Raw genomic sequence first — 12,997 nt, 5'->3', positions numbered from 1 at the left:
ACGGCGTGATCAGGAGCAGCAACACTCCCGCGCCGAGCGAGCTGCCGACGAGAAACCAATACAAGGGAATGGTGGAACCGGCCAGCAGGCTTTCCAGTATGCCGGCCAGGTAATTGGCGATGGCGTTCGCGGTGAACCAGATGCCCATCATGATCGCGGCGAGACGCGCCGGGGCGAGCCGGGTGACCATGGAAAGACCGATCGGCGACAGGCACAGTTCGCCCATCGTGTGCAACAGATAGACGAAGAACAGCCATTGCGGCCCGACTTTGCCCAGGGACTCGGCGCGGCCCTGAGCGATCGCCAGCACGATGAAGCCGGCGCCCATGATAAGAATCCCCACGCCCATCTTGGCGGACACGGGCAGCGCATATCGGGACTGGTCCCAGCGCGTCCACATGATGGAGAACAGCGGCCCGAGCAGTACGATCAGCAGCGGGTTGATGCCCTGGAAATAGGACGCCGGGATTTCCCAGCCGAGCAGCGCGCGATCTGTCAGCTTGTCGGCAAACAGGTTCATGGTTCCGCCCGCCTGTTCAAAGCCCGTCCAGAAAAAAATCACGAAGACACTCACGATCACGATGGCCAGCACACGATGCCACTCCTCGCGGGTACAGGTCCTTTGCTGCCACGCGAGAAACGCGATGAAGGCCGCGGCGGGAATACCAACCTTAAGCTCGGTGCCGATGCGGTGCCAAAGCGGCGTGAGGGCGCTGCCCGCGCCGATCACGGCGTAAACCAGCGGGATCATGAGGGCGCTGACGAGCACAATATGCAGCCAGGCACGGCGGTCGAGCCGGTCGTGGCCAGCCGGCAGTCCCGCGTTGCCCAGCTTGTGCTGGCCGCGCACGAACCACATCACCGCCAGCAGCATGCCGACGCCGGCAGAGCCAAAGCCCCAATGCCAGCCGATCTTCTCGCCCAGCGTGCCGGCGATCAGCGGCGCGATGAACGCTCCCAGGTTGATGCCGATGTAGAAGATGGTGAAACCGCCGTCGCGCCGTGGATCGTGCTCGCGGTAGAGCGTACCGAGCAGCGTGGAGATGTTGGGCTTGAAGAAGCCGTTGCCAATGATGATCATGCCCAGCGCCGGCATCAGCAGCGCGGGAAACGCCATCGCAAAGTGGCCCATGGCCATGACCAGGGCGCCGATCAGGATCGCCTTGCGGTAACCGAGATAGCGGTCGGCCAGATAGCCACCGACGATCGGCGTGAGATACACCAGGGCGGTGTAAGTCCCGTACACGGCGAGCGCGTCGCCGCGCTGGTAGCCCAGCGCGTTGACCAGGTACAGCACCAGCAGCGCGCGCATGCCATAGTAGCTGAAGCGTTCCCACATCTCGGTGAAGAACAGCGTGGGCAATGCGGTGGGATGACGCTCGCCATGCGGGGCGGCGTGCGGGGGCGTAGCTCCGGTGACGCTAGCGGTCATGTCCCGATTCTGAGGGGATAAGGCGCACAGTATATCCACCGCCCTCTTCGTCCGTGTCGCGTTTTCGGCCTGGTCTCAAATCGGCCACTTCCGGGCAGTCGCTTTCTCCAGAAGCAGACGGTCCAGTATTCTGAAACGGACGTTCAAGGCTTGAGCTCGGGCGCGGCCCGTCAGATCAGTCGCCTGCAGGAATTGTTAGGATTCCTTTACTCGGACAAAAAGCTGCATGTTTTGGGAACCTTCACCGGCAGGAGTTGACTTCACCTCAAGATACGGCTGTGCTTTCACAAGTTCACCAAGCTTCTTGAACCCAAAGTTACGTGGATCAAATGATGGGTCACTCTTCAATACCAGCCCGCCAACTATTGCCAATAGTGCCCAACCATCATCTTGAGCCGCTGCAGAGATTGCGGAGCTAAGGAGAGGTTTAAGGGAGGATTGTACCGGCGCAGCTACCGGTGAACCTGGAGAAGATTTGCGAAGGATCTCTGTGTAGATGAACTTGTCACAAGCCGCAACGAATGGCTTTGGCGTTTTCTGTTCACCAAACCCGTAGACTGAAAGCCCGGCCTCGCGGATTCTTGTGGCCAGGCGTGTAAAGTCACTGTCTGACGAGACCAGACAAAATCCGTCCACTTTTCCGCCATGCAACAAATCCATGGCATCGATTATTAGTGCTGAGTCTGTCGCGTTTTTCCCGGTCGTATATCTGAACTGCTGAATAGGTTGGATGGCATGAACATGCAAAACATCCTTCCAGCCAGCCAGATTTGGCGTTGTCCAATCTCCGTAAGCGCGCTTTACTGTCGCTGTACCGTACCTTGCTACTTCGGCCAGAAGTTCAGCAATGACAGACGCCTGAGCGTTATCGGCGTCGACGAGCACCGCAAGATTATCATTAATGGGGGATGGCACAGGCACCTCCAAGGAAATCTAACTTGTATAGGCAGGCCCACTGGTCCGCCTATGCAGGATTAGTATTTCCTAATTCGTTTAAACATTCCATCGTCTTTTCCACAGGTCAGGCTGAGGTTGCATTGTTTTCCTTACCAGGAAGTTCGGGTCTGCACTTACGGTTGAATCGTCGACTCAACGCCTTGTGCCGTTCACCATTCGACAAGCTCAGGGCGAACGGCACTTTTTCATAGCTTCCCTAGTGGTCATATCCCGATTCCCGGGGGATAAGGCGCCTATGAACCGAAAGTGGCTTTGATTTCTTCTCGATACAACGCGATTAAACCGTCCGCATCAACTCCACCCCAGATCAGCCAATGAACCAACTCATCGATGATCTCGAGCGCAGCGTCGCTGAGCTTGAACTCGGTGATTTTGTACGAATTGTTAAGAGCGCCGATCGGCTGAAGGTGATCCAGTCGAAGAATCGACTCGTCGGGTCCGCCGGCAATCGGCAGGCGATCCCAAACGAATTGAGGATATTCGCAATGCCGAACGCGCTCGACGAAATCGGGTTTGTAGCCCGCGCGCCGGCCATCTCTGTCCACACCATAATAAGGCGCAACCAATACCGTTGGTGCGGTGGAATTCTTCGGCGTTCCCCCGGTCAGCGCTTGATCTACCGCTGGATTAGTGGAACCAATCACCAGACAGGGTCGCTTCTTGGCCCGATAGGCTGCCCAAACCTCCCCGTCTGGCAGTGGCATGGCGGCGACGGGCAGATCGGTTTTCTCGAGCGGTTGATTCACGCTGAGGGGGGCCACTCGAAGGATGGCGCTGTCATGCCGACTGGCGTCAGTTCGTCCTACTGGCTCAAGCGCATAAGGAACCTGGTCCACGTGGGGCGCGAAAGCAATGATCAACGCACCCCGGCAAAGTTTTTTCTCATTATTCTTGGTCCACCAGTTGGCTGATCCAATGATCGACTGAATACAGTCGTCAGGAAACATTGCCGCCCCTCCTGGTAGAAGATTGCCATACTTCGCCCGAGAATTCGGCGGCTTTTTCGCCAGGTGTTAATGGCTGGCCAGCAAGATCGTCAAGCCAGGCAATACCATCTTCGTAAATCGCGTCGACCCTGGGATTCTTTACCAGGGGTACTAGTATAAGCGCTTTCGGTTTCCTGCTTTTTTGTTTCTCTTGCAGCACATGCATCCGTTCTTTTAATTTTTTCTTTTTCTTCTCGGAGAGGATGTCCATTCTCAATGGTCGCGGTTCAGGCTCTGCACTTGACGCATCTTCTACTGCCAAGGAAAAGTCCAGGTATTCATTCGGTGCGGCCGACAGCATAGGCTTAGTGCTATAGACGTGATCCAGCAGACTTGGTGCATCTTTTCCAAACCTGTCGACATAACGCTTCAAATACATTGTGATATCGGTTGGAAGCTTCCATTCCCTCTCATTTAATAATCGTTCGTCTCGCAAAGACCAACGAATCCCATCGTCCTCGTATTTGCTGGGGAATGTTTTTTTGTCTGCGCCAATCGCGAGGAACGCCGGTTCGATACGTTCGCGCACCTCTTGGGCCCAAGGGCCGAACTTGTCGAACTGCCAGTGGGCGCTGGTGAAGGTTTTTCCTTGATTTCGCCGTGCATAGGCGAGATCGGCCAAATAAACATACTTAATCAGGTGAATCGGGCCGAGTTGACGGTCGATCTGCTTGTCTCTCGCCCCCGCGACCAGCAAGACGTACTGTAGGAGTAAATCGACGTGGCTGGAATCGAATGACATCGCTAGGGTCGGAGATTTCGGGTGGTTGTCTGATTTGACGAGGCGCCGAAATTATAACAGGGGTCGTTCACACAACACACCACACGAATGACTTACCGATATTGCCAGCCCTTTGACTACGGTGATCGCTTTATTGATTTGCCCTGGGATTCGAGGAGCCTTTTGCGTTCGGCTTCGTACTGCTGAAAACTCACGGGCTGGTCTGGAAACGTCGCATTATCCGACGGATTCTTATCCTTGGCGTAAAACTGCAGCGTGTTGTAAACCGCTTCGTAGAAATCGCGCGTGCTGGTACATGCCGAGACCAGCAGACACAAGCTAATGAGCATCAGGGGAGAATCAAAAGGGCCGGGCTCGATGACTCATGAGAACCTCAACCCTTGCGCTATCGTCGGTTCGACACTGCCTGCATTCGCGGGTGGCCGAACACGCGGTAATGCATGAAAATTACTTCAAAAAAATCCCTGGCCCCTCATGGACCGGTCATTCCATGCCCAGCCGCACGAACTGCTGAAGCGTCTTACTGCTGTTTCTCCATCTTCATAGCCGCCTCGGCGTTCAGAACCTCATCTCGGGTTGGGAGACGCGGCGGTGCCACCATGAAGGTATCGCAGGTTTTCTTGAATTTGTCTGAATAACCGCCACAGACAATTCCACTGCCATCGGAATTCATGCAACCGAAGGTGGAATTCGCGCCCGTTTTGGGGAAAGAGACGCCTCCATTGGCCTTGCATGACGACAGGGCATCTTTGGCGTCTTTGCTGTTAACTTTGATCGTCTTGGCCATGGCAGAGCTTGTGACGGCGACTATACCAACAAGAGCGAAGATTGCTGTTACTGTGGTTTTGACGTTCAAGGTCATCCTCCAGTTATTAAAAGGAAAGAAAGTATAAAACTCCCTTTTTCAATAAACAATCGTCCGGAATCCAGTTACAGAAACCCGCGATCGCGCTAGTCGCGGGCAGCACGCGCGAAAACCTAGCTCAAAATTTATGTCGAGTGGGCATCGCCCACGGTCGGACAGCGAGCGAAGCCGCGCGCATGCCGTAATAATAGTTAGAGATTAGGTGTTGCATCGACCAATTGAGTCCACAGTCGAAAAGCGCCCCTTGCTGCAAGAGCCCAGACTCGTGTTTCCCCAACCAACACGGAGGAAACACGCCATATACAGCAATCAGAACAGCGTCACTGGTGGCACTGACCACATCCCTTGGAACAAGAACCGCCTGATCGGGCCGAAGCCACCCTTTAAACTGCGAGAGATCTGGGCCATCCGGATCCGCCTGCAACTGGCACAGCGCGCCAGAGACCTGGCCCTGTTCAACCTGGCCATCGACAGCTAGCTTCGAGGCTGTGACCTCATCAAACTTAAGGTGTGGGATGTCGCGCATGAGGGCAAGGCGATGCGCCGGGCTGCCATCATGCAGCAGAAGACGACCCAGCCGGTGAAGTTCGAGTTGACCGATCAGACCCGGGAGGTGGTGGAGGACTGGATCGCCAAAGCGCAGCTCAGCTCGGGTCAATTCTTGTTTCCGAGCCGCCTGACCCGGTCACCGCATATCTCGACACGGCAGTATGCCCGTATCGTGAAATCCTGGGCGGCACTCATAGGCTTGGAGCCACGGGACTATGGCACCCACTCGCTGCGCCGCACCAAGGCCACGCTGATCTACAAGCGCACGAAGAATCTGCGTGCCGTCCAGTTGTTGCTGGGACACACCAAGCTCGAAAGCACGGTACGCTACCTGCGCATTGAGGTCGATGATGCCCTGGAGATGTCAGAGCAGACGGAGAGCGGCCGTAGGGAGGGGTCGCTTTCCGGCCAATACCGCACGTTCGCATCACCCGTCGTGTTGCGACAGATCGAGCAATAACAAAAAATGTGGGCGCGGCCCGTTAAGGTTTGAGCTGGCCGCGGATCTCGCCATCTTTGTGGGCGGCGCTATGCACGTTGATATAAAGGTTGCCAGCCTCGTAGCTTTTGTACTGCGCATCGGTCAATTTTGCACCGGCCGGAACGGACCACACATTGGCGGACGTATTCTTGAGAGGAATGATGACCGGACCGTTTGCCCCGGGGGCCCCTTCGTGAATATGCGCCGCCTTGCCGTCGACTCCGGAGGTATTGACGCTGCCACTGACGGACTTGTCCGCGCCAACGGTGATCGTGCCGCTGCCTTGGGCGGAGGTGCTGACTGGCGGGACTTCCTGATCGCCGCTCAGCGTAACCTTTGTTGTGGCGGCCATCGCCATCCCGGCGCCCGCTGCGAGAATCCCCGCGACAACGGTAACCATAGCAAGAGTGAAACGTGACTTACGAAGAATTGCATTCATGGGTGGTTGCCTCTATCAAGTTGACCAAACTGCCAATGGCGGCGATTATTTGCTGACGCCCCCGACTCACTGCACCGGGCCGCCAAGGCCGACACAGTTCAAGATGTATGATCTTTATTTCTTTATCCGCCTATTCCCTTTTTATTTCAATATCAATTTCTCATTGATTTGAGCGATAGGCCGAATCTTTGGGAAAGACCTGAGGTTTTATTTACACTTTTTATTATGAAAGCCACACACATTATGAGGATGCCACTTAGTTATCTTTCCTTGTTAAGGAATGTCCGTATATGGACTCCTCCTCGTTTGCAAACAATCCGTTCTTTGGCCGTGAGGTACGACTGCTCACGTATATCCGGTCTCTGACTACGGCATCTATCTATAAGATGCGGGACCCTAATGGGCTATTCGCGCGCCAGCTCCCTATCGCTTTGTCGGGCTCGTCGGCCTCAGACATTCTCGGGTTTTGCTAGCGCCGGTTCGACCTGTGGGCCATCCAGCGGCTTGTTTTGCAATCGTGGTTGATTTGCTCCTTGGTTTACAACCTGGTTGTTCGGCGGCTCTGACTTTCGTGGTATGGCTTAGCCGGCGGCTAACTGTGGCTGGTAATCCGTTCCGTTTTTTATCATTGCCCAGGCCATGCGCGCGGTCTTGTTGGCCAGGGCCACCGCGGCCACGTTGGGGTGGCGCGTGGTAGCAATCCGCATCACCCACTGGCTCAGCCGGTCATCCTTGGCTTTGGCGGTTCGAATCATGGCGCGCGCGCCGTGGACCAGTAATGAGCGCACATAAGCATCGCCGCGCTTACTGATTCCCAGCAGCCGCTCTTTGCCGCCCGAGCTATTTTGCTTAGGGGTGAGACCGAGCGAGGCTGCCATTTGCCGGCCGTTGGCGAACTGATGGGCATCACCGACGGTGGCGAGCAAGGCCGTGGCAATCATCGGCCCGACACCGCGCAATTGCTGCAGGCGTTTCGCCACCGGATCCGATGCCGCAATCAGGGCGATCTCCCGATCCATTTCGGCCACCCGATCATCCAGTATCAACAGGTCATGCCACAGACCATCGAGTAGCTGGCGAAATCGGCCACTCAAACCGTTCTCGGCATCTTCCAGCCAACCCGGGATCGCCCGGCGCAAGTGCCGCCACTCTTTCGGTGCGATGATACCGTATTCCGAGGCTAAACCCCGGACCTGGTTGGCCTTGGCCTTGCGCTGATCCATCAAACCCGCCCGCACGCGATGTACCGCCTGGATATCCTGTTGTTCCACCGTCTTCACCGACACGAACCGCATGTGGGGTCGGCTCATGGCTTCACAGATGGCTTCAGCGTCGTTAGCATCGTTCTTGTTGCTCTTCACATAGGGCTTTACAAACTGCGGGGCGATCAGCTTGACGGAATACCCTTCTTCGCGAAGTTGGCGCGCCCAATGATGCGCGCCCCCGCAGGCCTCCATCCCGATCTCGCACCCTGGCTCAATGGTTTCCCGTAACACCTTCAGCCATTCGGCGCGGTTCAGTTTCCGCCGCCATACCGACTTCTCATGGCGATCAACACCGTGAACCTGAAACACGTTCTTGGCCAAATCTACTCCCACGCGGATAATCTTCATCGTGGACTCCTTCTTCCTAGTGACTGGTGTGTGGAAACTCCAGTTTGGCACTTAGATGCCGATTAGGTGAGGAGGAGTCCATCCCATTGGTATGAGTCAGAAGCGGCCGTTTCGCCACGCGATGCACTACTCACGGCAGCGTAGTGTGCTGACTAGTCGGCTGCCCTGCCACACCTTTCCCAAGCAATTCCCGGTGGTTATGTTTCCTAAACGCAAAAAGGCCACAATCTTTCGACCGTGGCCTCCCGCGTCAATCAGGTTAAATCCGCTTACTTCACATTGAGCACTGCGAAGACTTCGCCCGCATTCTTATATGTCGTCTTATCCGCGATCTTGCCATTGAAGCAGGTTCGCTCTGCAGCCGTGAACTCCCCCGGCATTTCCTTTTTACAGGTCTCTTAAATCATCGCGCCGGTTGTCGGGTAGGTCACATGCTTCGTAAAGTGATCCTTCATTTTCGCTTCATCCGACCATGCGCACATTGCCGTGGTGGTCGCCGCCTTCGTGGCCCGCTTTGTTGTCTCGGCGGCCAATGCGCTACCGCTCGCGATAAGCCCACAAACCATACTGACCAGAGCTGCTTTAAAAACTAGTTTCATAAACACCTCCTTTTAAAATTAACGGACAGAAATCCTAATCTCAAGTCGCGGTGTTAGCAAACATAGGTGTGTCCCGGAAGCCATAAACTATCGTCCTCGAATGCTGACGGTCAGTTAACGGCCACTTCCGGTTATTCATTTTTCCCAGCAGCGGACGGTCGCTGTATTCGGAAACGGACTCTCAACGTTGCGGGTAACCGGCCTGCCGAAGGCAGGCCGGTTACCCGCGTGTTAGGGGTGACAGCGCTGCGTCAGAAGCTAAGGCTCGCGGCACCAGCCTTGAGCCGCTCGTGCATCGCACTTGCGCCCTGGATGGTTACACCTTCAATAAAGTCCTCCTGGCTGTAGCCACGAGCCTTGACGCATGGCGGGCACGCCCAGATGGTGCCGCCACGCGAGATGAAGTCCTGGATCAACGATTTCAGTGGGTCCAGTGGGGGCACGTGCGTAATGTCCAGGGCCTTGCGGCGCACGAGATCAACCGCCGAACTGACGAGAAACGCATAAACCTTCATACCAGAGGTTATTGCGCCGCAGGCAATGGTGAATGCGACTGACGATAGTTCGTGGTCAGTACCACGTGTCACCAATACGACGAGTTCGCGGTTTGATTGGGCGATCTGTTCCGACATCGAAGTCCTCCTTCCTTCAGTTAAGTGATTAAGGGATTACCGGCCCGGCCGGCACGAGAAACTCTAGACTCAATGGTGGCCTGAATGAAAGGCCTATTTGTAATGCCTAACGAAATGAAAGGAAGCACCGCGCCCTCACTGCCGGTGAGGATGCCTTCCCCGTGTCGAATTCTGCGCACGCACCGATAGTCCGCTTCGGGCCGGAAGCAGCCGTTCACGTGGAATTAAAGGGACCAGGCTCGATTATTCATACTCTCGATCCGAGTCACGTCTTCGGCCCGGTTTCAAATCGGCCAGAAGCGGTGATTCATAAGTGTTCAGAAACAAAAACCCCGCCTGAGCGGGGCCTTCCGATATAGTCGGTCCTTAACTACGGTGCCTTCTTTGTTGATTTGCCCTGAGACTCAAGGAGCGTTTTGCGTTCGGCTTCGTACTGCTGAAAACTCACGGGCTGGTCTGGAAACGTCGCATTATCCGGCAGATTCTTGTCCTTGGCGTGAAACTGCAGCGTGTTGTAAACCGCTCTGTAGATATCGCGCGTGCTGGTACATGCCGAGACCAGCAGACACAGGCTGATGAGCATCATGGGCCATAAGGCAAAGTGGCTGCTTGACCGCTGACGGGACATATTCGGAAGGGGCTGGCGTTTACAGTTGAACGATATGGTCCATGGGATGGATGCCATAGGTCCCCACGGGAAGGACGCGTGAAATTTTGATCTCCCGTCCCTGGCCATCCGTGTGTTCCATCAAATCGGTGATGATTTTGTGGCTGTAGGGTGTTTTGTCGGCGGTCAGTACCAGCGCCACCTTGGGCTTGAGACGGCGGGCCCGGTTGATCGAGATGACGACGCCGATGCTGCCTGTGCTGAGCTCTACCAGGGAGCCGATGGGGAAAATTCCCATACACCGAATAAAGTCCTCCACCAGCCCGGCGTGAAAATCCTTCTCCCGCCATTCGTACATGCGTTTCAGCGTATCTTCGGCCGAGAGACCACCGGAGTAGATGCGATCGCTCGTCACGGCGTCGTAGACGTCGACAATCGAGCTGATAAGTCCTGCCTGGCTGATCGCATCCCCTTTCAGGCGAACCGGATAACCCGCGCCATCACGACGCTCGTGGTGTTGCTGGACAACCTGCATGGCGAGGGGAGGGACACCGCCATTCTTATTCAACAGAGCCACGCCCCAGCCGACGTGCCGCTTCATGATTTCAAATTCCTCCTCGTCCAGGCCAGCGGGCTTGTCGAGAATTTCCCTGGGAATCTTCAACATGCCGATATCGTGCATCATGAAACCCACGCCCAGGTCAATCATTTCTTCCTTGGTAAATACCAGGTGCCGCCCGAACGTTATCCCCAGGATGCAGCTCCGGATGCTGTGCAGTGCGGTGTAGTCACTGATCTTTCGCATGTAAGTGAGGCACACCAGGGCATCCGGGTTGCGTATGATGCTGTTCACCATGTTGGTGACGACTTTGGTCACGAGAGCAATGCCGAAATTTTTGCCTTTGTGAATGTACTTGATTATCTCCTGTATGGTTTCCCTGGCTTCGGCTTCGGCCTCTTTGGCGTAAACGATTTCCTTTTCGAGCGGAACCTGGTCTTCATAGGCCGGGCGCTGACGTGGCGTACCGGGAGATTCGGCAATCTCCCTTACCTTGAGGGCGATTTTTTCATCTTCCGCCTCGATCGCGTGCATGCGTGACTCGAATTCAAGGCGATTACGCAGCGGCAAGACGTCGAGACCCAACATGACATCGATGACGACGTATTTGCAGTGTGTCTTAAGCAGATTCATCTCCTCCGCGGTGCGCAGCTCGAACCCCTGGAACAGGAAAGGGGATTCCAGCCAAGGCCGGTCGAGCTGGGAGATATACATCCCCGGCCGCAGATCGATGACATCTATTTTCTTTTTTGCTAAATCACTCATGTCAGGAAGGTCGTGTTATTGTTGGTTAGCCGCTGCCGACAGGCTGCTCGCTGGCTTCGTGACTGCTTGCGCGGCGTTATGCCTCAAGCCACGTGCCTGTTCGCCATCTGGCGGTAAATGACGCGTATGCTTTGGCTGCCGTTGTTGGTGTCATGCCCTGCGCGCCTGGCCCTTTCCAGACAGGCCTGAACTTCACTCATCAAGTCCATCGCGTTTTTCATTTTCCTCGTGAGGCTGCCGATACCGAGGCTCAGAGTCACGCGGAGCTTTTTCCCTTCGTGGGAGAAGGAATGAAATTTCATGACCCGGCCGATACGCTGCACCAGCGCCACGACCGTCGCTTCTGTCTGATTGCGCAGAAGCACCATAAATGTGTGATCGTCATACCGGGCGAAGACATCTTCCCGGCGCAGCTCGGAGCTGACAAGCTTGGCGATCTCGCGTAGCACCATATCGCCCATGTCCGATCCGTGCGTTTCTTTGATCTCATCGAAGCCGTCGACATCGAACATTAACAGCGCCAGGTCCTGGTGCCGCATCTTGGCCCGGATAAAATCCTTTTCGATCCGCATGAGCGCGTATTGCCTGGTATAAACGCCGGTCAGGGTATCCCGGGTAGCATTCGTCTTGCTGCTGCCAGCCGCCTCTGGCTGTGCATCCGCTTGGAAACAGAACTTCAGCATCTGGTGCCGACCGATGTGAATCTTGTCACCGTCCCACAGCGCATGCCGCGCGACTTTTTCGCCGTTAACGAACGTGCCGTTGGTGCTGCCCAAATCCTCCACGAATGCCGTGCCCTTGGGGGTCAAGACGACGCGGGCGTGGAATTGGCTGACACTTTGATCCCGGATACACAGCTCGTTCTCCGGCGCGCGCCCGATTTTGAGTTCCTTGTCGGCAGACAGCCGGTAGACTGTATCGCTAAGTGTGCCCGCGATGTGCACGATGCAAGGCATCGCCGGTCGATCGGATGCTTCGACCGGCGTTATACGATCGTCTGCACGAACGGCTTTTTCTTCAGTCTGTTTACTCATGAGTCACCCCGAACGAATCGCCTGTTGCTCCCCTGTGAACAAGTAAAAAAATGGCGCTGGGACCCCCTGTCGCGTCCTGCGCCGTGAGCACGTCCTGGTTATCTATATGCCTAAATAAAAAGCAATATATGTGCCATTTTTAATGTCGCATGGGGTGCCTGGAACAATATCGTTGCGCCACTTGTCTGGGATTGAAGCAACGGAACTCCCGGATATACCTACATAAATTCTCCGGATAACTTAGGGAGACTCTGATCAAGTCCGTTCGTGGTGAGCCTGTCGAACCATGAACGGACGAATCGCCTGACATTTATCGCATTTCCCGTTCACCCCCTTTGACTGGCTCAGGACAGGCTTCGACAGGCTCAGACCGAACGGCGAGTCGAAGGGCTCAGGGCGAACGGGAGACTTAATCAGAGGTTCCTTAGGGTGATGGGGATACAGGTCTCGGGATTTTCCGGTTTTGTGCGGAGGTCCGATTGGTGTCTATTCGGAAGCGGGCGTTTCGCCGCGCGGTACGCCGCTCACGGCATGGTGGTGTGCCGACTGGCCGACTGCCCCGCCACATCTTTCACGAACAATTCGAAGCTGCCGGTTGCCGGGTCGTAGCCGAGCAATTCACCGCCATCGAGATCGAAATACCAGCCATGCAACTGCAGGCGGCCCGCGGCGACCGCGTCCTGCACGAACGGAAACGTCATGAGGTTGCGGAGGGAAATCCTCACGGCGGCCTGCTC

14 protein-coding genes and 1 pseudogene are annotated in these 12,997 nt (G+C 55.8%); 1 reads left to right on the top strand and 14 read right to left on the bottom strand.

Going from position 1 to position 12,997, the window contains the following annotated elements:
- From WB402_RS06795 to WB402_RS06770, 6 genes are all read right to left on the bottom strand, one after another.
- Positions 1–1,432 (bottom strand): peptide MFS transporter (locus tag WB402_RS06795; RefSeq protein WP_424206226.1); only part of this gene is annotated, 1,432 nt, incomplete at its 3' end.
- Between the two features lie 195 nt (positions 1,433–1,627).
- Positions 1,628–2,347, bottom strand: a complete 720-nt coding sequence (locus WB402_RS06790; protein ID WP_424206224.1) for an NYN domain-containing protein — start codon at positions 2,345–2,347, stop codon at positions 1,628–1,630.
- Between the two features lie 275 nt (positions 2,348–2,622).
- Positions 2,623–3,336, bottom strand: a complete 714-nt coding sequence (locus WB402_RS06785; protein WP_424206222.1) for a hypothetical protein — start codon at positions 3,334–3,336, stop codon at positions 2,623–2,625.
- The gene (locus WB402_RS06780; protein WP_424206220.1) at positions 3,326–4,117 is read right to left on the bottom strand and encodes a hypothetical protein; all 792 of its coding nucleotides are present in this window, start codon (positions 4,115–4,117) and stop codon (positions 3,326–3,328) included. The genes WB402_RS06785 and WB402_RS06780 overlap by 11 nt, the downstream gene beginning before the upstream one ends.
- A gap of 116 nt (positions 4,118–4,233) precedes the next feature.
- The gene (locus WB402_RS06775) at positions 4,234–4,446 is read right to left on the bottom strand and encodes a hypothetical protein (RefSeq protein ID WP_424206218.1); all 213 of its coding nucleotides are present in this window, start codon (positions 4,444–4,446) and stop codon (positions 4,234–4,236) included.
- Between the two features lie 191 nt (positions 4,447–4,637).
- On the bottom strand, positions 4,638–4,973 hold the full coding sequence (locus WB402_RS06770; RefSeq protein ID WP_424206216.1) for a hypothetical protein: 336 nt from the start codon (positions 4,971–4,973) through the stop codon (positions 4,638–4,640).
- Between the two features lie 307 nt (positions 4,974–5,280).
- Between WB402_RS06770 and WB402_RS06765 the strand changes: the two are divergent.
- Positions 5,281–5,910: pseudogene (locus WB402_RS06765) on the top strand (tyrosine-type recombinase/integrase); the annotation flags it as partial.
- Positions 5,911–6,013: 103 nt separating this feature from the next.
- Here WB402_RS06765 and WB402_RS06760 read toward each other — a convergent pair.
- The 8 genes from WB402_RS06760 to WB402_RS06725 form a co-directional block, all read right to left on the bottom strand.
- On the bottom strand, positions 6,014–6,451 hold the full coding sequence (locus tag WB402_RS06760; RefSeq protein WP_424206214.1) for a CHRD domain-containing protein: 438 nt from the start codon (positions 6,449–6,451) through the stop codon (positions 6,014–6,016).
- 581 nt (positions 6,452–7,032) lie between these two features.
- On the bottom strand, positions 7,033–8,064 hold the full coding sequence (locus tag WB402_RS06755) for an IS110 family transposase (protein WP_424206212.1): 1,032 nt from the start codon (positions 8,062–8,064) through the stop codon (positions 7,033–7,035).
- A gap of 398 nt (positions 8,065–8,462) precedes the next feature.
- Positions 8,463–8,663 (bottom strand): hypothetical protein, encoded by a 201-nt coding sequence (locus WB402_RS06750; protein WP_424206210.1) that lies wholly within the window; start codon positions 8,661–8,663, stop codon positions 8,463–8,465.
- Positions 8,664–8,914: 251 nt separating this feature from the next.
- Positions 8,915–9,295 carry a DsrE family protein gene (locus WB402_RS06745; RefSeq protein WP_424206208.1) on the bottom strand — a complete coding sequence of 127 codons (381 nt, stop codon included), beginning with the start codon at positions 9,293–9,295 and terminating at the stop codon, positions 8,915–8,917.
- A 370-nt stretch (positions 9,296–9,665) separates the two neighbouring features.
- Positions 9,666–9,881, bottom strand: a complete 216-nt coding sequence (locus WB402_RS06740; protein WP_424206206.1) for a hypothetical protein — start codon at positions 9,879–9,881, stop codon at positions 9,666–9,668.
- 61 nt (positions 9,882–9,942) lie between these two features.
- Entirely contained in the window at positions 9,943–11,226 is a 1,284-nt protein-coding gene (locus WB402_RS06735; protein WP_424206204.1) for an HD-GYP domain-containing protein, read from the bottom strand.
- An 83-nt stretch (positions 11,227–11,309) separates the two neighbouring features.
- Positions 11,310–12,260 carry a diguanylate cyclase gene (locus WB402_RS06730; protein WP_424206202.1) on the bottom strand — a complete coding sequence of 317 codons (951 nt, stop codon included), beginning with the start codon at positions 12,258–12,260 and terminating at the stop codon, positions 11,310–11,312.
- A gap of 524 nt (positions 12,261–12,784) precedes the next feature.
- On the bottom strand, positions 12,785–12,997 hold a 213-nt coding region (locus WB402_RS06725), incomplete at its 5' end, for a carbonic anhydrase (protein WP_424206200.1).

It is taken from the genome of Sulfuricaulis sp. (genome assembly GCF_049587675.1).
Classification (GTDB): Bacteria; Pseudomonadota; Gammaproteobacteria; order Acidiferrobacterales; family Sulfurifustaceae; genus Sulfuricaulis.
Note: the sequence above shows the minus strand (reverse complement) of the source record. Positions and strands in the feature narration are given on the sequence as shown.